Origin of the sequence: Brevibacillus borstelensis (genome assembly GCF_036700025.1) — a bacterium.
Taxonomy (GTDB): Bacteria; Bacillota; Bacilli; order Brevibacillales; family Brevibacillaceae; genus Brevibacillus; species Brevibacillus borstelensis.
Window position 1 is genome coordinate 4,548,761 of sequence record NZ_CP144922.1, and the last position, 23,694, is coordinate 4,572,454.

The following is a 23,694-nucleotide window of genomic DNA, read 5'->3' on the forward strand; positions in this document are numbered from 1 at the left end:
AACCCGCAAGAGGTCACTTTTTTTAGTGGTTATCTTACGGGTTATATACGAAGCTGGATCTATTAAAATGTTAGAAAAAAATTTTACGTAATTATCGTTTCATTACTCATCTATTCTTTTTTGCCCTAATCGTTTCATAAGTTGTAGCTTCATAAACTTCACCAACATATCGGTCTAATGGTCGCTCAGTACGATCATCTATTGTATAACCCAACCACTTTCCATAAACATCATATCTTTTAGCTTGAGCATAAAAATAAATAGTATAATCACCTACTTCGTCTACTGAAACACTTGTTTCCGTACCTTTAGTGTATTCAATTGTTTCCGAGGTCACATAGTTGTAGTCAAAGTGCCCCTCTATTTCAGTAAGAAACTTGTATCCTCCTTGTACTCTTGCTCCTGTATCTATTGAATGCGAAGTTTCATTGATCTTCTTTATAGTTTGGAGGAATTTATAATTTATCTTTGTCCCTCTTGCCACTTCTACGTCAGCTTTATGAACTAAAAAATACTCCCTATCATAACCATTTTGTTTAGCTCTTATTGAACCGCGTACAAATCCATCTTGCTTATATACTATAGTCGAGGAAGCAGGTTGTACCGAATTTGATTTTTCAAAACTTGGAAGCTTACTTCCTGAATCGTAGTTTAGATGTCCTACTGAGTAGGACCCAACTTCACGATCAATATCTTTTGCGAATACGTTTGTACCAGAAGCGAAAATACCCAAGGCAAAAGTAACAGACAATAAACTACTGAGAACTGCTTTTTTCTTTACTTTAAACAATTGAATTCTCCCTTTCTCTCTAATATTTAGAAACTTCCATTTAAGAAAGTATCTAACTGAGTTACAAAATCTACTAAAGAGTTGGAACCTTCATCAAAGTCAGCATTAGCAAAAAGTGTACAGCTTATGCTATATCCTTTTTTTTCAAAACTATATTGATATACATTAATAGAGGGATAAATATCGGAATAATATTCCTTAAGTTCATTATCAAGCGAATTATATCTGGCATTGCTATAGTAGATACTATGCTGCCACTGTTGGTGCTGAGATCCAAGGCGGGAACTAATGCTTAGAAGTACAATAGTTCCATTTGTTTTGTTTTTATAAATATAGTTTTTTTGTCTTCCAAAAATAGATTTAGTGATATCCTCTTGCTGTGGACCTAGAATAGTATCTGGAACAGTTAATATGTTATCGTTTCCTTTTAATAGTTCTTCATAATTGTCTGGTTTGAAATTCTCTTCCATTTCCTTTGTCATACTTTGGAATTTTTCCCTGCTTTCCTCTGTCAAAACATCCCCAGCATTAACCATTTGGGCTTTTGTAACAATTCCATAAGTATATCCACCTATAATAAATGCTGATATATATCCACCTATCAACAATACCAACTTATATTTCCTCATATATAGCCACCTCTGACTTGGTAAGCGTAACCGCGGCCTACCTAGGAATCTTTCTTTTTCAATTATAAAAACGGAAAATATTGTGATCATAACCTGTTTTTATTATATATTCCTATTAAATCCAATTATCTATTTTTTGTTAAGTTTTGTCAATCGTAAGAATAAAAAAATTAGAAAACTCCTCCCCATCCCCCACAGAAAAAAGGCGTCCCTTCCCCGGACGCCGCCATCGTCACTGAAATCCGTATCCTATTTTGTTGCATTTACTTCTGGATCATGTCGCGTACACCCGTATAAATAAGTGCAGCGGAAAATACCAGCATCGTGATAATCCCCAGACCATCCACGACGGGATCCAGGCCTGAGAGGAAGGAACCTTCCAGAGGCGTTTTCAGAAAAGCATAGCCTCCGACCAAGCCGCCAAGAAGCGAGAGCCATTTGTTCATCTGTGCGTCACCTCCCGTTCACCCAGCTCTAACTTCTGCTGGATTTACTACACCCTATGCGAGAGGTGGCCAAGCGGTTTAGACAGAAGTACAAGGCGTGTTCATCAATTTGCAATTGGGCATTGCTCTTCCTGTAAGGTACAATAGAAGCAGCGAGTCAGTTGAATTGACCATTTCCTCTTCAAAGGAGCGATATACGTTGCGTACCTTCTTATTGCTTGGCGCGATCAACGGTTTTTTGTCCGTTGCACTCGGCGCGTTTGCAGCCCATGGCTTGAAGCAAAAGCTGGATGAGTATTTGCTGGGCGTCTTTCAGACCGGCGTTACCTACCAGGCCACACATGCTCTCGCCTTGATCGCGGTTGCCTTGCTCATCAAGTTTTTCCCCGGTTCCTCCACATTGACCTGGGCAGGCTGGTGCTTCTTTTTCGGCATTGTCCTGTTTTCCGGCAGTCTCTATGCCCTCAGCTTGACCAACATCAAGGTGCTGGGTGCGATTACCCCGTTCGGGGGCGTGCTTTTCCTGGTCGGCTGGGCGCTGCTTGCCATCCAGGCGTGGAAAACAGCTTCTTAACCTACTCATTGTCTTTACACCATGCGGCTTCTTCTTCGACGGAGAAGCCGTTTTCCATTCTGCAACAGAATTCGGACTGCCGCGCCTCCCTGTTCGTCAGGCTGCCGCGATTTTGAGCAAACGGGGAATTGACATCTTCAGCGAAAATGCCTAGCACGGCACCCGGGCCTTTGCCATATCCTGTAGGTGAGTTTCCCCGAAGGAGCGAACCGGATGGCAAAACACCCGTTTTCTCATCAGCCGCCTTACTTTTACGGCATGACGGATATGTATATGCAAATGGGCTTTTATCCTTATCCAGGGCAGACGGCCGAAGAACATCCTGACGCAAACGTAGATATTCCCTTGCCGACCGCGATGGCCATGCAATGCAAATACTACCTCGGCCAGACCGTGCCATTGACTGCGGGGGGCGGCACTTCTGCCAGGGCGGCGCTGGTCAATCCGCTCCGCTCTGAAGTCCATCTGTTCGTAAATGAGTATGTAATCACGAACCGCTCTGCCGCCTATCCGGCTGAAGCGCAGCTTTGGTTCGGCAAAGCCGCTTCTCTCGGCAATCCTACCGTATCCCAGTTCGTCACACCCGGATTTGTGCAGCTCTCCCCCTGTCCACAGCCCCAAGGTCAGATCGTCTACGATACCGGCCCGCTTCCCATGAACGGCACTGCCTCGGCTACGCGGGTCGTCTCTCCCAGCTCATCCGTCGCCGCCGAAAAAACCGGCCATTGGATACTGGGTCCCGGTACAGCTCTGCTATTTTATTTTCCCGGGGAGGGAGAAGCTGTCGATTTGATCGTTTCGCTCGGATGGTGGGAGCAGCCGATGTACCGATAAAAACCGCTACACGTTGGCGGTTTTTTCGCGTCTTCATGCACATCCCAATCCAAGTCGCAGAACAGTCGGGAAGCCTTTGAAACGATAAAAGCTGTTGCCAGAAAACGACTCATTAGTCCGTTGCTATCCGCGGCTTCTGCCTTCGACCACCCAGGTAGAGAGTTGTCGCCAGCAGCACCAGATCAAGCTCATACCCGCTTTTGCCTCCGCTTCCTATCAAGCCGTTTTGCCATTTTACCGTAACAATGGCACCGATCATGATGGCTGCCAGCGCCCATGCCGCATAGCGGGTGGCGATACCGAGGATCAACGCCATTCCTCCGAGCAGTTCCACGGCCAGAACAGGATAAGCCAGCCATTCCGGCAAACCGTAGCCGACAAACGATTCTCCGACCGGCTCCATCCCCTTTTTCAGCTTCGCAAGGCCATGCGCCCAGAAAACCAGTCCGGTTACGAACCGCAAAAATAGAAACGACGCCTGCTCGATCCCCTTTCCCCAAGAAACGGCTGCTGTGTCGTCTTCCTCCATCCGTTTCTGCATCTTTGCGACCTCCTTTTCTCTTTTTCTACTACTCTATGCTCCCTGTCGGACAAACAGGAAAAACCCGAACAGAAAAAGTCCGGGCTTTCGTGACGGATTCGGTGCTGCATATGGCTCTGATTCTGCTTCGACTCTGCATACCGTACTGCGTTCGTAATCTATTTGGCACTGCATACGATATTACACCAATATCTCACGTTGGCATCGTTCGTCCGGCTCAACCTGCAGATACTGGACTGGCCAACCTGCGTTGCTTCTTTTCGTAAAGACTGCGCCCCGCTCCGTAAAACACGAGACTGATGACGGCGAGTGCCGCCATGACGAGGAACATGACCGGTCCCCCATAAGAGGATAAAATCATGCCGCCGGCCCACGGGCCCAAAAAATTGCCCAACTCACTAAAGCTTTGCGCTCCATAATAGGTTCCCCTCATGTGTGCGGGAGAAATCTGATCGATCTGGGCGTATTCTGCTGGAACGATCAGTATTTCACCAAGAGTAAATACAATCATCGCAATGATGAATGAGCTCCATTCCTGGGAAAAGGCAAAGCCAACCTCGCCTGCAGCCATCAAGAGCACTCCCCCGACCATCCGGCGAAACAGCGTTAAGCGCTCTGCCCATCTGGTCAAAGGGGCCTGCAGCAGCAGAACAGTCACTCCGTTGACGCTCATCATCACGCTGAATAAAGCCACGCCCTCCTTGATGTTCTGCTGCAGATACTGAGAGAGTGTGACGGACATCTGGCCATGTACCGTAACCAAGAGTACGCCTCCGAGCACAAACATCAGCAGGACGACATCGCGGCCAAGCACCTGCCACATCTTTGCAACTTGCGGTTTTTCCGCCAACTGGCCGGGCGCGTCCCCTACCCGGTACTTTTTGCAAACATACGAGAGCAATATGGCGAACAGCAAATAGGTCATGGCAGTCAGCACAAACGTGAAGCCGCTGCCCGCGATTCCGAGAAAAGCCCCCAGCATCGGCCCGATGGAGAAGCCCAGGTTGATCGCCAAATACCGGTTGGCGAAGACGCGAAACCGCTTGTCCTCCGGTGTCAAATCTCCCATCAGCGCTTTGGATACGGTACCGAAGAAGGCGCTGGCCAATCCCCTCAAAATACTGTTGAGAAGGAGTATGAACGGGTCGTTGGTGACGACAAATCCGGCGAAAGCGACTGCCATCAAAAGCATGGACAGAAGCATCAGCTTTCTGCGACCGAACAAGTCGGACAGCAGGCCGCCCAGAAATCCTCCGACCATTCCGGCCAAGGGACCGGCACCGATAATCACGCCGATCTCTGCAGGCGACAGCGACGTCGTCTCGCTCAGCATAATCGCCAAAAACGGCATGCTCATCGACTGCGTCAGCATGACGAATACGGTGCCTGCCATCAGCAGATGGACAACGGGATGTTGGGCGGCCCACGCTTCTTTCAGCCTGTTCATCGCTCGCTTCCTCCATCGTAGAAGTATTGCGACAACATGTCAGGCAGTTTGGCAAAGACCGCGTCCCGTATGCTATAGCCCTGCACCGTTGTACTGTCAGCGTAGTGGGCGCGGATCAGGCCTGCCCTGCGCAAAGCCGTGACATGGTGATGAACGGTGCTTTTGGCGAGCCCGACTGCTGCCTGCAATTCGCTCAATGTGCATGTTTTCTGGGCAAGCGTACGAAGGATGAGGAGGCGCTTCTCGTCAGCCAGGCATTGGGTAGTCGCCAATAGCTGCCTCACTGGGTTTTGTTTCACAATTTCTCCGTCAATGACCGGGTACAAGACCGTCGCCATGCCGCGATAAAAGTCAAGAATCGTGGTCGGTGTACAGTGAGCCTGAGGAACAAGCACGACGCGTTTGAGACTCTCTGTCGGCTCGATCCAGATGCCATTTGTCGCTTCATCGATCAAGAACGGCGCCTCGATGCTCTTTGCCCGCTCCCGCAAGTATCCCGCGCTTTCTTTCAAAGAAGCCAAAACAGCCTGCTCCTGACGGGAAAAGTAATGCTCATTCCAGCTAGACAAAAGCCTCAAGGAGCGATCACGAATTTCTCCCAAATTGAGTGGAATAGAGTCGACCCACGGTGCCATCCGCTCATACATCTCTCCGGCAGGCAGCGAGCCCAGCCAGTCAAGGAATTCGCCGACCGTCTCCTTTCGGGGTGACTGTGCAGCCAAAAGAACGATCCGGTGGAGCACCTCCCAGCGCTCATCCTCCAGTTCTGCAGCAAAGGACGCTGGCAGCAGCTGTTTTGTTTTTTCTCTCCAGGCAGGTTCGAGAAAATAGCTTTTCACTTCCTTTTGATGGGTGTATGCATAAAAGCTGGTTATACATTCGTACACAGGAGAGAATTCGATATCTATAGAATACATATTTTTCATTCGATCACCATCGAATATTTATTTGATGATTCAACTTTACCCCTCCTGTTTGTTTTTTGTCAATAGGAGCACTGGATCCCTGGCGTCCTTCCCGTTTTGCATCTGGCATTACAAGGACGTGATGCGACTGGTTATCTGCTAATTTTTAAAATGTGAGTGCGTTTTTCATGTTGACGAATGTGAACAGGAAAATATATACTAAACACGATATTGATAATGATAATCGTTATCATATATTTACTTTGGAGGTCTCATATGAAATCTACAGTTATCAAACGTCTTTACAGTACAACCTTGATCACCGCTTTCCTGTCGGGATCGCACATCGCTCTTGGTGTTCCGTTTGCTGCACATGCCGAACAAGCTAGCGCAGACAAAGCAGCGCTTAGCGAGGTTAAACAGACGGATGCAGCGCCGTCAACGGTAAACCAGACAAAACAGGCTGAGGCAGCGGCATTCACACGAAACCAGACTGAACAGGCAAAAGCAGCAGCATTGACGCTTGCTCAGGCTGAAGACATAGCGCTAAACAACAGCATCGATCTGGCCATGCTGCGGCTTGATGCCGATTCAACCTATTACAAGACACGCCAGACTTTGCAAGAAAAAGGCGCCATCAAGAGCGGCTCGATAAAAACGCTTGATCAGGCAAAAAAGAAGTACGAGGAAATGGCGAAGGCACGCAAGGACCTCGTCCATAGCCAGGCTGCGATGAAAGCACAAGAAAACACTTTGCGCCTGCAAGTGCAAAAAGCTTACCTTGACGCGCTGTTTGGCAAAGCACAGCTCGACTTGCAAAAGAAAAGCATCAAGCGACAATTCTGGTCTTCCGCTCCAAGTGAAGAAACGCAAAAAAACATCGAAAATCTCGAAACCAACCATAAACAAGCTTTAGCCAAGCTAAACGAACTGTTGAATGAGAATCCGTCCAAAGAGTGGAAGCTGGAGGCAGCCGATGACTTGACGAATGACAAACTGCCCGTTCTTGAGGAAATCCAGAAAGCCGCGTACAAAAAACGCCCGGACATCGTAAAAGCGATAGCCGAGAAAACATTTGCCCAGGAAAAAATCGATTACCTCAAAGATTATTCCGCTTTGAGTACATACCTCGGCAAAATGGCTAGAAACGACGGAAAAAAAGCGGAGCTTCTTTTGCAGCGAGCAAAAGCAAAGGCGGATCAGGAAATCGCGGAAAGCTACAAGAAAGCAGTTGCGGCCAGACAAGCTATGGAGGAAAGCGCTGAAAGCAGAAAATCGGCAGAGAAGCGTTATCGCGCCGTTCTGTCAAACTATCACAACGGGAAGGCGGCTCTTTCGGAGTTGGCCCAGCAGGAGAGCGAATTGTTGGAGCTGGAGACAAGGCATGTTGAATCCATCTACCAGTACAACACAGCGGTAGCTACCTTAAAACATTCGATCGGGTATTCATCGTATTAATCGTCCAACCAGCTATAAATACTCCCAACCTTTTTTAACGAACAGGTTGGGAGTTTCACATTCTCCCTCACAAACATCAATCAATGACAAAAAGGCTCCGGCAATTAGCCAAGGAGGATGGAAACAACACGGAAAAAAACACGGGACAGCTCCCGTGCACCAAGTCACACAAACGGCGGATTCCACATTTTCTTCCGCCAGCCCATTTTCAGAGAAACGACGTTTAGCTCCCGGTCCAGACGAACATCCACGCCAAAGGGAAGCTTGCGATCGTACCAGAACCGCACGTCGCTCCAGGTCACTTCATAACCGTCGTGAATCTCTTTCCACGTCACATGGACCCGCTGGGCAAACCCGAGAAAGGCCCTGACCCCGTCGACTCCCATCGTGGCCCGAATAATCTCATTCCTCTGCTCCTTCAGGTAAACCTCCTCTACATATATGTGCTGATACTCCACTTTTCCCGTATAGAAGTGGCGGTCCGTTTCCACGACAAACCTCCAGAAAAACGGATGAAAGCTGGGGATCACATGATACACCCCGTCCAGGCCAAACTGGCCTTTCACACGGCGAATCAGCAGCTGATGCTGGCAAGCCCGGACGGCAATATAGCCAAATGATGCCAGATAGACAATCGCGAAAATCGTTCCCGGCTCTCCGTGAAAGAAAATCCACCATACCAGCCCACCCGCATGCAGCACAAACAGGAACGGCTCGAAAATGGCCAGAATGTCGAGGTGGACCCAGCGCTGTGACAACGGACGCAGGCACTGGACGCCGTACGTATTCAGCATATCGAGAAAAACGTGGAGGATGACCGCAGCCAAAGCCCACCCATACAAGAGCCAGAGATGACCCCACAAACCGTAACCGGCAGACACCAGCAAGGAAATAACGGCCGGCCACAGGAACAATGCCGGGATTGAATGCGTAACCCCCCGGTGATAGCGGATGTAGGTTGTCTGTCCCTTGACCCGGACCACCGTGTCAAAGTCGGGTGCATTTGAACCAATCACAGTCGCAGCCATGACCGCTTGCGCCAATACCGGATCGCTCGCGACGCCCGGACTCAGGTGGGCAAGGCCCCCCAAAGTAACTCCCAGCAACAGATGACTTCCCGTATCCATGACGATCCCTCCCAAACGTTTTTTGCTGTACGCATAGCCTCCTGCAACAGCGCTCTCCCTATTTCCTTTCTCTTTCTCCCTCTCCCTCAACTGTACGGAACATTCGTAACTCCTGAATCAATGCAAGGTAAAGGTTTCTTTAAGAAAGCGAGGGGCTGTCCGATTTACGAGCGACAAAAAAACCGCCGGGGCATATACCCTGACGGTTCCTTTACTAGTAGCTGATCAACGCTGCCAGCAGCAGCCCCGCCGCAATGCTCAAGCGGGAAGCAAAGATGCCGACTGATACGTTTCCGTTTGGAATTTCCGAAACGACTTTAAATGGAGTGAGCCATTCAAACAGGTAAAAGACGAGAACCTGAAAAACGACCCCGACAATCCCCCAGAGCAAAAGGTCCAGCAGGTTTACGGAATGGTAAACCGCAGATCCGAGCACGATCGCAAGCCCGATGATTTTTCCCCCGAGATCATGGGCCGCCGCTTTGGCTGCAGCCATTTTTTTCGGATCGTCTGTCTGCGATCCATTCTTGATCAGTTCAAATTCCTTGTACGGAGTCGTAAAAGTAAATACAAAAATACCTACTCCCAAAATGGGAATGGTGACAGCCAAATAAGAAAGAAAGTTTAATAGATACCCCACTTGTGAGTCCATGTCGCTCTCTTCTCCCTCCTTTATTCTTGTAGGCCTACCGGCAAATAGTAGGACATGTTGTTGGTGATCGGCCCTCCGACACGGGCGATGATCGCGGATGCCTCTCCCCCAATCAAAAACGAGCCCCAGAGCAGCCGCCCTTCGCGTTGTCCTTCAGATGTTCTTACCGTAACGACGGGAAGCTCCACGCGCTTTTGGTAGATCATCTGCTGGTCCCAGTAAAACTCCTCCTGGTCCTTCTCTACGACGCTGCCTTCCGCATCGAACAGCACGACCCCGCCTCCTTCCCGCCCAAAGACAGGCTTGGTGACGTAATCGGCAACGCCCGCGAACCGGTTTTCAAAATAGGTCGGCAGCATATACGTTGCAACAATGTCATGCTCTTCCTGCGAAAAAAACTCGCCCGCTTCATGCAAATTCCAGATCAGGGCCTGAACAGCCTTGGACTGGAGCAAAAAGGCCGAAGGCGGATTGATAATCGCCAGCTTTTTATCTGCGATCAGCTGCAGCACATGCTCGCCGGTCGGGTAGCCGTCCTCGTCTCTCTCCTCTGCGAGCTTTTCCAGGGCATGCAGCCGGTATAGCACGTCAACAGGTGTCAGGTCCTCGCCCTCGAGCACGTACAGCCGGTCCTCAAAGACGCGCAGCTGCTCGAGTCCGGCAAAGCGGGCTGGCAACCCGGACTTTTCCAGAAGGTATTGCGTCGTCCCTTTGTCTTCTTCATGCCAGTCAAGCGCGCTGAACCAGATGTGCTTCGTCCGGTACCCCCGTTCTTTGTAAGCTTCCAGTATGTTCTGAAATGACGGAGCAAATCTCTTCTCCATCCCCTGGTTTGGGTTATTTACTCCAAAAGCATGGCAGACGTGCTCATTGACGCAAAAGGCTTCCACAATCCCCGTTGGCGTATCGCTGTTGTACTCCAGCATTTTCAACCCTTCTGCTGTCTGGGCAAAGTCGAAACGGCCTACGACTGTCGCAGGAATCTGCGGGATGGCGGTTCGCACAGCTCGCAGTGCCGGTTGCGGCACACCCAGCTCAAGCAACAGAGAGTCATCTGCCTTTTGCAGCACGGGCACCGTTTTTGCGAAAATTACGGCCAATTGCTTCGTCGCCAAGGCCAGTTCCTCGCGAAAGGAGCCTGTGATCAGATGAATGTCGGCCAACGCGTATTCTTCGCCGTACATCCAATCCCATGTAAACACGCCTTCCGTCCTCAGAGGACCGTATAAACGTTCCCGATCAATGTTGTGCGGCGCTGTCATCTCTCACCCCGAACTGGACGTTCCGGAGCTGCCGATGCCGCCCTTGGAACCGCTGCTGATGCCTGATGAGCTGCTCTTGTCTTTACTGCTGCTGGAATGGTAATAGTGAGAGGAGCTCGATCTCGAACCGCCCCCGCCATCATCACAATATCCATCATTGTCCGCGTCATAGCAATCGTCGTCATAGCCCCCCGACGAGCAGCCGCTGATCGTCAATGCCGCAGCCACGAACAGTCCGACTACTTTAGCCGTCTTGGTTTGTGTCATCATCTTTCCTCCTACGCTGACGGCCGTGCGTAATAAACATACACGCGCCGATCTTCATCCACCTCTGCAGATGTCTTTTCCCATTCGCGACCGTTCAAGGTAATATAGTCGCTTTGCAACAGCAATAGAACATCGTCGTCATCCTTGAAGGAGTACGTATGTATAAGCGGGTATACATTGGTTCCTTCCTTGTACTCGCGCAACTCAATCTGAATGCTGCCCCAGCGTGCTGCCGCTGTATCGACGTAGTCCACGGCCTGCTCCTCCGCAGAATACCGGACATAAATGACGTAGCACCCCGGCTCAGTCGCGCAGGACGTCTTTTCAAACACAACGTGACCCTTGACCAGGTAATCGCAGGCAAACCGCAAGGAAATCTCGTCCTTGTCAATCCCGTCGTAATAGTACAAAACCGGATAATCCTTTTCCTCGTCAAGCAGACGGTATTCCAGTCGAGCCATCCTTTTCACCTCCACGTAACAGAATATCAATATTTACGGATATGGAAATGATTTGTTTCTCCTATTTTTGATAAAAAATGGTTTGGCAGCAGGACATTTTTGATGTCTCTGTACGCTCAAGCTGGCCCTTCCCATCGAAGGAAAACGTTCCGCACCAAAAAAGATCCGACCATTCACCGGCCGGATCTTGCTATTGGGACGTTTCCTACACCGTCTCTTTTTCCGTCAACCGCAGGAATTCATCGATGTCGGCTACCGCCAGATCGACGGCTGTCTGCCAGAACTCCACAGTCGTAATGTCCTCGCCCAGGTGGCGCATAGCCAGCTCCTCGACGGTCATCCGCCCCGTATCGCGCAGCAGGGCGTCGTACATGTCGGCAAAGCCGGGCCCTTCCTGCAGCGCGCGTGCATATACGCTCAGGCTGAACAGATAGCCGAAGGTGTACGGGAAATTGTAGAACGGATAGGTGGTGATATAGAAATGCAGCTTGGACGCCCAGAAATGCGGCTCGTACTCGGAGAGCGCATCGCAGTAGGCTTCTTTCTGCGCTTCGACCATCAGGCGATTCAGCTCGCCGACGCTGACCAGTCCTTTTTTCCGCTGCTCGTAAAAACGCGTCTCGAACAGGAAGCGAGCGTGGATGTTCATAAAGAAAGCGACGGTCTGCTGCAGTTTGTCCTCCAAAAGGGAGATGCGTTCCTTGTCGCTGGCAGCGTTTTTCACAGCCGCATCGGCGACGATCATTTCCGCAAAGGTGGACGCCGTCTCCGCCACGTTCATCGCGTAATTTTGCGCCAATTGCGGCAAACCGCTCATGACCTGCTGATGATAAGCATGACCGAGCTCGTGCGCCAGGGTCGATACGTTTTTCGCAGTTCCAGCGTAAGTCATGAATACGCGGGATTGGTTTCTCACCGGGAAGCTGGTGCAGAAACCCCCCGGACGTTTGCCTGCGCGATCCTCTGCCTCGATCCAGCCTTCCTCGAATGCACGGCGGGAAAATTCAGCCATCGCCGGGTGGAAACGGCCGAACTGCTCGAGGATAAAGGCAGCCGCTTCATCATAAGAAACCTGTTTATGTTCTTTGGAGATCGGTGCGGACACATCGTACCAGCTCACTTTTTCCACACCGAGCAGCTTCGCTTTCCGCTCCAGGTACGCAACCAGGCGGTCCTTGCGGTTGTTGATCGCCTGCCACATCGCATCGAGCGTCTTTTCCTGCATTCTGCCGATGTCAAGCGGCTCGCGCAGAACGGATTCCCAGCCGCGATGGCGGTACAGCGCGAGACGGAAGCCTGCCAAATGGTTGATCGCTTTGGCAAACAATTCTGCTTCTTTCGCCCAAGCTTCTTCCCACTTGGCAAATACGAGAGCGCGGACGGAACGATCCGGATGGTTCATCAGATTGGCCGCTTGACCGACTGACAGTTGTTTCGTCTCCCCGTCGATCTCCACTTCAATCGTCATGCGCCCTACGACTGCATTGGACAAATCCTGCCAGGCATGATATCCGTCGACAGCCAGATCGGTAGCCAGCATCTCCTGTTCAGGAGTCAGCTTTTCCTGAGCCCGTCTGCGCCGTTCGTTCAACGGAAAGGCGATCGGCTCCACATCCGGCAGCTGCAGGATCGCATTCCATGATTGCTCGTCAATGTTCAGCAGGTGAACATCCCATGTCGTCAAAACGGAGGCAAACGCAGCGGACAGACTTTTGACCCGTCCCCCGAGAAGCGTAGCCTGCTCGTCCCGGACGTTCTGGGCTGTCAGGCAGGAAATAAACGCGCCCGCTTCTTTCAGGCGAACCGCAATGCTTTGCACGGTAGCGAGTACGGCTTGAAACGGTGACGGCTCAGAAAGGGAAAGTCCTTTCTGTGTTAACTGAGCGCGCAGTGCGGCAACCTCGTCTTCCAGTTGGCCCAAAAATGTACGAAACGCTTCCGAGGCGCTTCCGCCTGGAAAAAACACATCCAAATCCCAACGCTGTGGTAATTGCTTTGTCATTATGTACCCCTCCCCCTGTCATTGTAACCCAATGGTTTCACCATGTGCAGAGTATTTCCAAAATTTTGTAGAAGCAAGGATGTCTTCATTTGCTGTCTCTATATTATAGGAAGAAAATATTTTGGGATGGAAGAAAAAATTTGATAAAGGAGCAAACATATCCGCCTGACGTCAGAATGTGCCTCCGGATGCGCAAGCTGTATCCATTAGTAAACGCTCACCACTGGATTACGGGGAGACAGGGATCGGGCGGCATGAAACAAAGAAAAGCCGTTTTCCCAAGTAGCAGGACAACGGCTTTTTGAAAACGATTTTTTAAGAACGGCTTTTTAAGTACGCCTTTTTGTACAGCAACCCATTTTCATTCGAAGGATTGCCCGTAGTAAAAGGTAGCAATCAGCCCGTCCCTTTTTTTCCAGCCTCGTAATAATCCAGCACAAACCGGGCGACCCGCTCCCGGTCATTCACCGAAAACACAGGCACCTCTGGATGTGCAAAAGCATCCCAGCTGATCACAGCGACCACACCCGATACGAGCGAGAGCAGCTGCTGATCCTCTGGACGGCGCAGGACGACCATTTTCGGGTAGTTCTCCCGCTTGAAGCCTTCGACCAGCACCAGCTCGGCACCTGCTGCTGCCATCCGCTCGATCAGCTCTGACAAAGGCAGCGGCCGCTGCTCCAGCATCGCCGTTTTTGTCCGCGATGTGATCGTCACCAGCGAGGCTCCCGCTTCTCTGTACTTCCACGTATCCTTGCCCGGCTGATCCCATTCAAAGTCATGCCCGCCGTCGTGCTTGATGACGCCTACACGAATGCCAGACTCCTCGATAAGCGGGATCAGCTTGGCCATCAATGTCGTTTTGCCCGAATCGGAGTAGCCCACGATCTGCAGGACGACCGCTTCCCTTGCCATTCGTCACTCCTCCCTCGACCAGCCCGGCATGACATGACAGATGACCTCGACGACCTCTCCGGCCAGCTTGCCTCTGCCTCCCGGCGGAATAATGGCAAAGCATTCGCTTTTTGACATGGTGCAAAGGTTTCCCGCTTTGTCGTTCCAATCAGGCCATACGTACAAGCTTCCCTTTTCCTCCGTCAACTTCCCCCGCAAATACCGGGGATACGGGCAGGGCTTGTCGTACGTCTCGCCCAAAAAGGCTTTGATCCGCTTCGTTTGGACCTTGCCCTCACCCAAAAGCGACCGCAAAACAGGGAGCAGGAAAAGGTGAGCGCCCAGAAAACAAGCGCCCGGGTTGCCCGAAAGCGCGCAGATGAGCTTGTCTTGGTAGAGCAGCGCCGTGGTCGGACTGCCGGGACGGATCGCCACTCTGTTAAACAAAAGGCTCACATCCGGCTCGTCTGTCAGATAAGCCATGACATCGTAATCCCCCACGGAAACGCCTCCGGACGTGACCAACAAATCGACCTGCTCCAGGCACTCTCCGATGCGCTTCTTGGCGAGCGGCAATTCATCGGGAAGCCCTTCGAACAGGACCGGTATCCCGCCTGTCTCCGCGATCATGGCAGACAGCATGATGGCATTGCTGTTGCGAATTTTTCCCGGCACGAGCGGCTCGTCTACCTCCAAAAGTTCCGTGCCGGTCGACAGCAGGCCGACCCGGGGCTTGCGGACCACCGGTACCCGGGCGTAGCCGAATGTAGCCAGGATGGCAAGCGTACCTGCATTGATGCGCTCGCCCGCTTTGGCTACAACGCTGCCCTGCTGCATTTCCTCCCCCTGGCGCGAGAGGTTTTCACCCGGCGCAAGCTGGCGCTTGATTCTGACCTCCCGCGACATTTCACCCGGCTGCTCTGTCTGCTCGAACATGATGACTGCATTGGCCCCGGGCGGCAGCATCGCCCCGGTCATGATCCGGCTCGCCGTCCCCGGTGTCACTTCCTTTGCCGGTACATCGCCGGCCGCAATCGTTTCCACTACCTGCAGCGGGACGGGCTGCTCCACGGTAGCACCTGCTGTATCCTCCGCCCTCACGGCAAATCCGTCCAACGGGGAGCGGTCAAATGGAGGCAGATCGCTCGTAGCCGTAATATCTCTGGCCAAAATGCGTCCGTATGATTCGTATATGTCGACCTGTTCTTCCTCCAGCCTGCCCAGGTCGGTCAGCAGCCTGCCGACCGCTTCCTCCACGCTGATCGTTTGTCGCTGAAAGCGCATGGTTTGTTCCTCCTCCTAGATGTTCCCTGCCTCGCGTATCGCAAGCCCGATTAGCCGACGTCCACTTCCAGATCCTCCACCCGCTTTTCCGCGTACTTCAAATCCTTGCCTGCTGTAAATCGGTCCGCTTTTTCCACTTTCACAGTCGTATTGTATTCGGGAATGCCCGCGTACTTTTCGTAAACGCCTTTGGGAATGAGCACATTCCCCTCTGGCCAATACACCTGGATATTTCCCTGAAGCGTATCTGCATACTTCGCCTTGCCCTGAAACGTTCCAAACTGATTATACACGACGATCGGCTCCCCCTCCCGAATATGCAAGCTTTTGGCATCTTCCGGATGGATCAGAACGTCGTAGCGATCCGCGTCGTTAAAGGGGTCTCTCTCACTATATACCATGGAATTGAACTGCTTGCCTCTGCGGGTCGTGACGAAAAATTGACCATTCGGCCTCTGCAGCTCAGGCAGCTCGATCGGAATCAGATTGGCCCGCCCGTCGGGAGTCGGACAGACGCCGTCCTCGCACAACCACGCCCCTCCCCATTGGAAGACATCGCCCCGCTTTTTGAGATGCTGGATGCCGTCGTAATTCGGATTGGCCAGGGCGATCTCCTCCCGTATCTCCTGCGCGCTGGAAAACTGGATCAAGTGCTTTCGCTTGGGGTCTACACGGCAAGCCAGATCGACATAAATCTCCCATTCCGCCCGGGCCTCCCCGATCCGCGGCCCCTCTACCTCGGCGCTGAAATAGACCATCCGCTCCGTACTGGTCGAGGTGCCTCCCCCCGGCTGTTCATAGCGGGTCATCGCCGGCAGGACGATGACCTCCTCCTTGGCGTCCACCAGCGTAGAAGTGTTGAAAATGATGTCCTGATGCACCCGCAGCTCGACGTTCTCCAGACATTTTTTCATATAAGAAGGATCAGGCATCGTCTCGAGAAAGTTTCCTCCGCTGGTGTAAAACAGCCTCGTTTTCCGCTCGTGGCCGTTTGGGAGCAAAGCATTTTCCAGCGAGACGCCGACGATGTCCCCCTGCCACTTCGGAATCGAAAAGCCCCATATCTTCTCGAGCCGGCTCCAGCTTTTTTCATCAAAATCTCCTCCGGGCAGACTGAACGGGTCGGCTCCCATCTCGCCCGAGCCCTGTACCCCGGAATGCCCGCGGATCGGCATCACGCCGCAGTGCTTCCGTCCAATGAAGCCGCGCAGGATTGCCAGATTGGCCACCTGGGAGATGTTGTCCGTGCCAAAACGGTGCTGCGTCAAGCCCATCGACCAGACGAACACTCCCGATTTCGCGCGTGCCAGCAAGACGGCGAACTCCTTCATCCGCTCCCGGCTCGTTCCCGCCGATTTCTCCAGCGCCGCCCAGTCCTGAGCCAAGACATGCGCCTTCAATTCATCCAGTCCGTTTGCATGATGGGCCAAAAAGTCGTGATCGAGCGCCGCTCCCCGCTCGGCCTCCTCCATCTCAAACCAAATCTTCATGACTCCGTTCATAAAGGCGATGTCGCCGCCTATATTGACCTGATAAAAATCGTCGACGATTTTGGTGCCGAACAGAGCGCTGTCGGGAATGGACGGAATCCAGTACTTTTCCATCGCCGGCTCCCGGTACGGGTTGATCAGGATGATCTTCGTCCCCGCTTTCTTGGCCGCATACATATACTTGGTGGATACAGGCTGGTTGTTCGCTGGCACCGAGCCCCAAAAGACGAGCACATCTGTCCCGATCCAGTCCTGATAGTTGCAACTGGACGCTCCGATGCCCAGTGAGCGTTTCAATGCCGTTTTGCTCGGAGAGTGGCAGATTCGGGAGGAATTGTCGATATTGTTCGTTCCGAGGAAACGGGCCACTTTTGCTGCCGTATAGTACACTTCGTTGGTTATGCCGCGGGAGGTCAGAAAAAACGCCAGCTGCTTGGGAGAAATGCCTCTGATCTTGGAGGCGATGCGGTTTAAGGCTTCGTTCCAACTGATGCGGGCAAAGCGATTTTCACCAGGCTTGCGGGAGAGCGGGTAGGGGATGCGGCCCAGCTTGCGCAAATCTGCGCTGGACAGCTTCCTCATTTCTTCTACATTTTCAAGCCATTTCGGATCGATGGCGGGCATCGTATTGAGCCGCAGCACGTTCAGGCGCGTCGTGCACAGATGAGCGCCCTTCAGCGTCTGATCGGACAAGCCGGAGACACCGAGCGCACAGCCGTCGCACACTCCCTGCGTCAGGATGCGGTATGCGTATGCGAGGTTATCCCGATTCTCGTAGATGACCTTCACCGTATCTCGGATGTGATGCGGCTTTACCTTGCCAAGTCCCATTGGAACCAGAGATGCCCACATAGAAGGTTTCCAGGATGTATCAAGCTTAATGGGACCGTTGTGCTTCGTCTTTCCCATGACACTCGCTCCTTTCTTTATTAACGATTATTCCGCCGAAACAATCGTATTCCTTCCTATCCATCATCCGAAAAAAAGCGTTTTCATTATTTGCAAGAAAATAACCACCGCGAAACAGTCCCATCAAAGCGAAAGGAATGTCCACAGTGGTTCTTCGGCAGGAGCGCTACCAAGTACCTTGCGTGTGTGAGGCGATACTCCGTCTTGTCCAAACGCTCACAGGATCGCTGCTGCGCTCAGGCTTACGGCTCGTTTTTGAACTTTTTTTCGATGTCTTGGTCAAACACGAAGATGGACATCCCAAAATCGCGTTCAATGTCAATATCGACGAATAAATCCACGAGGGCCGCACCTAGAAATGCCTCCATGTCGATCGGACGGTTTTTCCGGTACATTTCCTTTACCATTTCCGTCCGGGCCGCACGGAGCATCTGTTTCCCTTCATCAGCAGTCGCAATGAACTTTTCTACCGGAGAGAGGTTCCCCTCCATCTCGCAAATCGCCCAATTTTTGCAAAAAGTCGTGACGATTTTGCTCGGTCCCTTGCCCATGTGTCGCTTTCGGAAGGTTCTGACCAGATTGCTGAACTCAGCTTCATATTTATTCATCGATGCAAGTCACCTTTAACTAATTGATCTTACCTAAAACTTTACCACTTATCAGCTAGCCAGTTCAACAGCGTTTTCTTTGCGCTTCGCTTCTTCTTTCAGCTTTTTGATGTCGAGACGGACGATCAGCGAGATGACGAGAGCTACCACAAACATTGCCACAAATACGCTCAGCGTGCCGGTGTAGCTGCCAGTCTTTTCACGTACCCAGGCTGCAAAGATCGGACCAGCCAGTCCCGCTGCCGCCCATGCTGTCAGGATGTAGCCGTGAATAGCGCCCAATTGCTTCGTGCCGAACAGGTCGCCGATGTAGGCCGGGATCGAGGAGAAGCCGCCGCCATAGCAGGTCATGATGATGAACATCGCGATCATGAACAGCGTCTGGATCGTCAAATTCGGCAAAAGGAAGAACAGGACGATCTGGATCGCGAAGAAGGCGGTGTAGGTATTGGCACGGCCGATATAGTCAGACAGGGATGCCCAGCCGATGCGGCCGGCTCCGTTGAACAAGCCGTTCAAGCCAACCATGGTTGCCGCCATGCCGACAGACATTCCGGCAATCTCTTGCGCCATCGGAGACGCAACCGAGATGATCGCGATACCACAGGTCACGTTGATAAAAAGCATCAGCCACAGCCAGTAGAATCGGCGCGTTTTCACCGCTTCGTTGGCGGTCAGCTGGCACAGGTCCTTCTTGATCTGCTTTTGTCCCTCGCTTGCTTGTGCGGAATATCCTGCCGGCACCCATCCTTGTGGCGGCGGAGCCAGGTATTGAGCGGAAGCAAACATAACGACGAAATAAATGATGCCGAGAATAAAGAATGTATTCGCGATTCCTACGCTTTCGATCAGTGCTTGAATAATCGGTCCCGCAATCATCGATGCAAAGCCAAATCCCATGATCGCCAGTCCTGTTGCCAAACCGCGGCGGTCAGGGAACCATTTGACCAGCGTGGAAACCGGAGTAATATACCCGACGCCCAGTCCGATTCCGCCCAATACGCCGTAGCATATGTACAAAAGCGGCAGGCTTTCCATGCTGATGGCCAGACCCGAACCGGTAATACCTACGCCAAAAAAGATTGAAGAAAGAATGCCTGCCTTGCGCGGTCCGTGCTTCTCCACATAGTGCCCGAGGAATGCCGCGGACAGCCCCAGGAACAAAATTGCGATGCTAAACGTCAGCTGTACACTGGACAGCTCCCAGCCAAATTGGCTGGTGATCGGCTTGGTGAATACGCTCCACGCGTAAACAGAACCGATCGAGAGGTGGATTCCCACCGCAGCCGCTGCAATCAACCAGCGGTTTTTCACTTTCTGCTGCATGCCAATTCATCTCCTTCATCATCAACTTGAGAGGCGATACCGAAGCACGCCCCGAAAACAAGAAAAACTGCCGGTCCATCCTCGCTACTGGAAGCCGGAAACCGGCACATGGGCGAAAAGATGAAACACGACAGTTAATCATCAGCAGGGTCGCTACTTCAGCATCAACAGCTAGTGTTTGGTATTCACTTACAGGCAGTCCGACAAAAGAACCGGCGACAGGTACGCTATCCCACGTCAATTTGTGAACTGTTTCGTAAAAAGGTGAAAATTCTGTGACAACCAAAACCTCAAATAGTATACTACCATGTGAGCGCTTACTCTACAATACGTTCCTTAAATTTTTTTTGATATAACGGTTCAAAAGGAGGCCAAGGCCAGTATGTCCGATTTGTCCAAAACAATTACGCGCCCTGTCCTGAAGGTACAGGTGGGCAAGTCCGAGTGGGAAGACGACGAGGTTGTCACCGAATACCCGTTGACGATTTTTCTCGGGGACGAGGAGTTTGCCACCATCGTCTGCACGCCCGCCGATCTGGAGGAAATGGTAATCGGCTTTCTTGCCGCAGAAGGCGCGATCCGCTCCTATGCAGACATCAAGCAAGTCACCATCGACGAGGGAAAAGGGTTCGCGTACGTCGACACCCATCAGAAGACCATGCTGTCCCAGAGCTTTTACTCCAAGCGCCGCATCACCTCCTGCTGCGGCAAAAGCAGGCAGTCGTTTTATTTCTTCAGCGACGCGCGTACTGCCAAACCGGCTGAAGACGGCGTCACCGTCACACCGGAGCAATGCTTGCAGCTCATGAATGTGCTGCAAGCCTCGTCCGACATTCACCGCAAGACGGGCGGCGTGCACAACGCCGCGCTGTGCACGCCGGACCAGGTGCTGCTCCAGTATTCCGACATCGGCAGGCACAATGCGCTGGACAAGATCTACGGGTACTGCCTGCGGGAAAATATTTCGACCGCCGATAAAATTCTCACCTTCAGCGGCCGGATCTCCTCAGAGGTTTTGCTGAAGGCGGCAAAGATCGGAGCGGGCATCATTTTGTCCAAATCGGCCCCGACCGACCTCGCCCTGCAGCTGGCGGAGGAGCTGAACATTACGGCGATCGGCTTTATCCGCAATGACAGGATGAACGTGTACACGAATCCTCATAGGGTCATCGTACCGACAGCTTGAGCTTTGTGTAAAGAGAAAGACCGGGCCGTTACGGCTGCCCGGTCTCTCTTTTTTGCTTTTCCTGCAGGGCGATGCGGTATTCCTCCGGCGTATTGGCATTAAAAGCCGCCCAAGGGTCGAGCAAGCCGGGCGGAGTCGTCACCACTTGAAGTCCGCGAAGCACCTCCATCAAGCGATGCTGCTTCATTTGCAGCGCCTCCTCCCACCTCGGCTGAGACCTCCTGTGGTACAGCGCAAACAGCGGGTGCAGCCGCTCCTCCTTTACCACAATCGCATCCCATTCGCTTACCTCTCCAGCGTATTGAATCAAACGTTCGAGCTGTGTCCGGTCCGCAAACGGCAAATCGCAAGAAAGCACCAGCAATGCCTCCTCGCTGCGCAAACGAAACGCGCTGACGATCCCGCTGATCGGTCCCGCTGACGGCACCAGGTCGCGTGTGACCTCTACCTCTACCGCTGCTTCCGCTACCTCCGCTCCCTGGCCCTTCTCCCCTTCCCTCTGCAGGGCTTCCGGCGTATTGGACACGATCAGACAGGGCAATCCAGCCGCGTTCACTTCCTGCCGCAAATATTGGATGAGCGTACTCCCCTGCCATGCCAACAGCTCTTTGGGCTGGCCCATTCGGCTGCTTTTTCCTCCTGCCAGAATGACTCCGGCTATCGATTTCTTCCGCACGCGATCAATTCCTTTACCCAAAATATTCAACTCTATTATATTTTCACAGAGAAAAAAAGAATTAACTTTATTGTCGGTTTCTCGATACTATCAATATACTTCGAAGATAGCAAAGAAAGGAGCGGTCACATGCCATTTCTCAACAAATTATCCCTCGGAGCGAAAATGAATTTGCTATTCGTAGCCGCTCTGCTGCTGGTTTCCGCCGTTGTCCTGATAACGGCTCAAACACAGCTGGAGAGCGGCATCAAGACTGCTGCTCTGAATAAGGCCAAGTCGGATTTGGCGCTGGGCTATGGTTACCTGGATCAAAAAATTCCCGGAGCATGGTCGGTGCAGAACGGGTTCCTTTACAAGGGGGAGACGCGGATCAACGACAATTTCGAGCTGGTAGACGAGATCGGCAAATTGACAGGCGGCGATACGGTCACGATCTTTTTGGGCGATACGCGGGTCACGACCAATGTCATGAAGGACGGACAGCGCGCAGTCGGCACAAAGGCATCGGACGTTGTCATTCAGACCGTCCTGACCAATGGCGAGATCTACCTGGGAGAAGCAAACGTCGTCGGCCATCGCTACCAGTCCGCCTATCAGCCGATTACAGACAGCAGCGGAAAGGTCATCGGCATTTGGTATGTCGGCGCTTCCCAGGAGTTGATCGACAGCACCCAGAAAAAGTTTATGGCGATTTTTGCCGGGGCATTGATCGTCGTGCTGCTCATTGTCCAAGCTGCGTTCTTCTTGTTTACCCGCCGCCTGAAAAAAAGATTCGGCACGATCACGGAAGTCCTGGAAAATGCCGGGAATGGCGATTTTACCCGAAAACTAAGCGACCCATCTGGCGATGAAATCGGCCGGATCGCAGTCTCCTACAATCACATGAGCGCCAAATTGAAAGAATTGCTCGACACCGTCGCGCTGACTTCGCGTGAGGTTGCCGCCTCCTCGGAAAATCTTTCTTCCAGCGCAGCACAGATCAGCGAAGCCTCACGCCAGATTGCGGAGCATGTGTCAGAAGTCGCGATCGGCTCCGAGGAGCAGGTGCAAAAAGTAAATAACCGCCTTCTGGCGATCACGGATATTTCCTCGAATGCCCGGTTGATCGCCGCGCAGTCAGAGGAAATATCCGCCGCGGCCATCCACACCGGCGCAAAGAGCGAAGAAGGCGATATCGCGATCCAGCAAGCTGTAAAGCAGATGGGGAACATCTTCCATACCATGAACCAGCTTTCGCTTGTCGTGCAGGAGCTCGGGCAGCGCTCCCAGGAGATCGGGCAGATTACCGACGTGATTACAGAGCTCGCCGGTCAGACCAACCTGCTTTCCTTGAATGCCGCGATTGAAGCAGCCCGGGCAGGTGAACACGGGCGCGGATTTGCTGTCGTTGCGGACGAGGTGCGCAAGCTTGCCGAACAGTCTGCGCGTTCAGCCGAACAAATCGAGCGATTGATCGTCAGCATTCAGGCTGAAGCGGAGCAGGCCGTACAGACGATGGCCTCCGGCAGCGCCGAGGTCGCCGAGGGAATCGAAACCGTCAACAATGCCGGCGCTTCCTTCGCCGAAATTCGCCAGTCGATCCTCTCGCTGACTGAGATGATTCGGGAAGTGTCAGGACGCGCCCAAAACATGTCGAGCACGACTGAATCCGTTCTCGATGCCGTGTCAGGAATCGCCGAAATTGCCAGCCTTTCTGCGAAAAAGACGCAGGCTGTTTCGGCCGCCTCGGAGGAGCAAACGGCTGCTATGCAGGAGGTGACCGCCTCGGCTCTCACACTAGCGGAGCTGTCGGAACAACTAAAGGTTCTGGTGAACCGTTTTCGCACGTAAATATCAAGCAACCGGGTGCTCGCCCGGTTTTTTATTATAAATATTCCCAAAATTGAGAGGATTCTATCTGCTGTTGTCGAAGTGGGTTTTGCATCT

The 23,694-nt window shown here is 52.3% G+C and carries 23 protein-coding genes; 5 read left to right on the forward strand and 18 right to left on the reverse strand.

The annotated features are described in order from the left end of the window. Positions 1-106: 106 nt before the first annotated feature. From V5G20_RS21810 to V5G20_RS21820, 3 genes are all read right to left on the reverse strand, one after another. Complete coding sequence (locus tag V5G20_RS21810; protein ID WP_171505784.1) at positions 107-790, reverse strand: hypothetical protein; 684 nt, start codon at positions 788-790, stop codon at positions 107-109. Positions 791-816: 26 nt separating this feature from the next. Continuing rightward, positions 817-1,419 carry a hypothetical protein gene (locus tag V5G20_RS21815; protein WP_172920417.1) on the reverse strand — a complete coding sequence of 201 codons (603 nt, stop codon included), beginning with the start codon at positions 1,417-1,419 and terminating at the stop codon, positions 817-819. 263 nt (positions 1,420-1,682) lie between these two features. Then, complete coding sequence (locus tag V5G20_RS21820) at positions 1,683-1,865, reverse strand: hypothetical protein (protein WP_171505782.1); 183 nt, start codon at positions 1,863-1,865, stop codon at positions 1,683-1,685. A gap of 199 nt (positions 1,866-2,064) precedes the next feature. Between V5G20_RS21820 and V5G20_RS21825 the strand changes: the two genes are divergently transcribed. After that, positions 2,065-2,439 carry a DUF423 domain-containing protein gene (locus V5G20_RS21825; RefSeq protein WP_024983513.1) on the forward strand — a complete coding sequence of 125 codons (375 nt, stop codon included), beginning with the start codon at positions 2,065-2,067 and terminating at the stop codon, positions 2,437-2,439. A gap of 213 nt (positions 2,440-2,652) precedes the next feature. Beyond that, entirely contained in the window at positions 2,653-3,273 is a 621-nt protein-coding gene (locus V5G20_RS21830) for a DUF6143 family protein (RefSeq protein ID WP_338462193.1), read from the forward strand. Positions 3,274-3,385: 112 nt separating this feature from the next. Here V5G20_RS21830 and V5G20_RS21835 read toward each other — a convergent pair whose 3' ends face one another. The 3 genes from V5G20_RS21835 to V5G20_RS21845 all read right to left on the reverse strand — a co-directional run bounded on the left by V5G20_RS21835 (position 3,386) and on the right by V5G20_RS21845 (position 6,187). Further along, positions 3,386-3,814: a DoxX family protein gene (locus tag V5G20_RS21835; RefSeq protein WP_081924304.1), complete on the reverse strand. Its 429-nt coding sequence runs from the start codon at positions 3,812-3,814 to the stop codon at positions 3,386-3,388. A gap of 217 nt (positions 3,815-4,031) precedes the next feature. Then, entirely contained in the window at positions 4,032-5,261 is a 1,230-nt protein-coding gene (locus tag V5G20_RS21840; RefSeq protein WP_171505780.1) for an MDR family MFS transporter, read from the reverse strand. Beyond that, positions 5,258-6,187: an ArsR/SmtB family transcription factor gene (locus tag V5G20_RS21845; protein WP_003388180.1), complete on the reverse strand. Its 930-nt coding sequence runs from the start codon at positions 6,185-6,187 to the stop codon at positions 5,258-5,260. Before V5G20_RS21845 ends, V5G20_RS21840 begins: the two co-directional genes overlap by 4 nt. A gap of 255 nt (positions 6,188-6,442) precedes the next feature. Between V5G20_RS21845 and V5G20_RS21850 the strand changes: the two genes are divergently transcribed. Further along, the gene (locus tag V5G20_RS21850; RefSeq protein ID WP_327986127.1) at positions 6,443-7,624 is read left to right on the forward strand and encodes a TolC family protein; all 1,182 of its coding nucleotides are present in this window, start codon (positions 6,443-6,445) and stop codon (positions 7,622-7,624) included. 164 nt (positions 7,625-7,788) lie between these two features. Here the strand turns inward: V5G20_RS21850 and V5G20_RS21855 are convergent, their stop codons facing one another. The 11 genes from V5G20_RS21855 to V5G20_RS21905 form a co-directional block, all read right to left on the reverse strand. Next, entirely contained in the window at positions 7,789-8,751 is a 963-nt protein-coding gene (locus V5G20_RS21855; RefSeq protein WP_024983517.1) for a metal-dependent hydrolase, read from the reverse strand. A gap of 214 nt (positions 8,752-8,965) precedes the next feature. Further along, positions 8,966-9,403 carry a DUF350 domain-containing protein gene (locus V5G20_RS21860; protein ID WP_003388183.1) on the reverse strand — a complete coding sequence of 146 codons (438 nt, stop codon included), beginning with the start codon at positions 9,401-9,403 and terminating at the stop codon, positions 8,966-8,968. Between the two features lie 20 nt (positions 9,404-9,423). Next, complete coding sequence (locus tag V5G20_RS21865; protein WP_039070802.1) at positions 9,424-10,665, reverse strand: glutathionylspermidine synthase family protein; 1,242 nt, start codon at positions 10,663-10,665, stop codon at positions 9,424-9,426. Positions 10,666-10,668: 3 nt separating this feature from the next. Next, positions 10,669-10,932, reverse strand: a complete 264-nt coding sequence (locus V5G20_RS21870; RefSeq protein WP_003388186.1) for a hypothetical protein — start codon at positions 10,930-10,932, stop codon at positions 10,669-10,671. A gap of 11 nt (positions 10,933-10,943) precedes the next feature. Beyond that, the gene (locus V5G20_RS21875; protein ID WP_003388187.1) at positions 10,944-11,393 is read right to left on the reverse strand and encodes a hypothetical protein; all 450 of its coding nucleotides are present in this window, start codon (positions 11,391-11,393) and stop codon (positions 10,944-10,946) included. Positions 11,394-11,598: 205 nt separating this feature from the next. Further along, positions 11,599-13,395: a M3 family oligoendopeptidase gene (locus V5G20_RS21880; RefSeq protein ID WP_024983519.1), complete on the reverse strand. Its 1,797-nt coding sequence runs from the start codon at positions 13,393-13,395 to the stop codon at positions 11,599-11,601. A 396-nt stretch (positions 13,396-13,791) separates the two neighbouring features. Continuing rightward, positions 13,792-14,310, reverse strand: coding sequence for a molybdopterin-guanine dinucleotide biosynthesis protein B (gene mobB, locus V5G20_RS21885; RefSeq protein WP_251247399.1), 519 nt, complete (start codon positions 14,308-14,310; stop codon positions 13,792-13,794). Positions 14,311-14,313: 3 nt separating this feature from the next. Continuing rightward, a complete protein-coding gene (gene glp / locus V5G20_RS21890) occupies positions 14,314-15,573 on the reverse strand; it encodes a gephyrin-like molybdotransferase Glp (RefSeq protein WP_171505776.1) in 1,260 nt (419 codons plus the stop codon). 50 nt (positions 15,574-15,623) lie between these two features. Further along, positions 15,624-17,972, reverse strand: a complete 2,349-nt coding sequence (locus tag V5G20_RS21895) for an FdhF/YdeP family oxidoreductase (protein WP_003388191.1) — start codon at positions 17,970-17,972, stop codon at positions 15,624-15,626. A 242-nt stretch (positions 17,973-18,214) separates the two neighbouring features. Beyond that, positions 18,215-18,580 carry a DUF2294 domain-containing protein gene (locus tag V5G20_RS21900; protein ID WP_003388192.1) on the reverse strand — a complete coding sequence of 122 codons (366 nt, stop codon included), beginning with the start codon at positions 18,578-18,580 and terminating at the stop codon, positions 18,215-18,217. 51 nt (positions 18,581-18,631) lie between these two features. After that, entirely contained in the window at positions 18,632-19,906 is a 1,275-nt protein-coding gene (locus tag V5G20_RS21905) for an L-lactate MFS transporter (protein WP_003388193.1), read from the reverse strand. A gap of 382 nt (positions 19,907-20,288) precedes the next feature. On the opposite strand from V5G20_RS21905, the gene fdhD reads away from it, so the two are divergent. Continuing rightward, positions 20,289-21,092, forward strand: coding sequence for a formate dehydrogenase accessory sulfurtransferase FdhD (gene fdhD, locus V5G20_RS21910; RefSeq protein WP_003388194.1), 804 nt, complete (start codon positions 20,289-20,291; stop codon positions 21,090-21,092). 28 nt (positions 21,093-21,120) lie between these two features. On the opposite strand, the gene mobA is transcribed toward fdhD, so the two are convergent. Further along, positions 21,121-21,789, reverse strand: coding sequence for a molybdenum cofactor guanylyltransferase (gene mobA, locus V5G20_RS21915; RefSeq protein ID WP_338462203.1), 669 nt, complete (start codon positions 21,787-21,789; stop codon positions 21,121-21,123). A 108-nt stretch (positions 21,790-21,897) separates the two neighbouring features. Between mobA and V5G20_RS21920 the strand changes: the two genes are divergently transcribed. Beyond that, positions 21,898-23,598 carry a methyl-accepting chemotaxis protein gene (locus tag V5G20_RS21920; RefSeq protein WP_327986131.1) on the forward strand — a complete coding sequence of 567 codons (1,701 nt, stop codon included), beginning with the start codon at positions 21,898-21,900 and terminating at the stop codon, positions 23,596-23,598. The last annotated feature ends 96 nt before the right edge of the window (positions 23,599-23,694 follow it).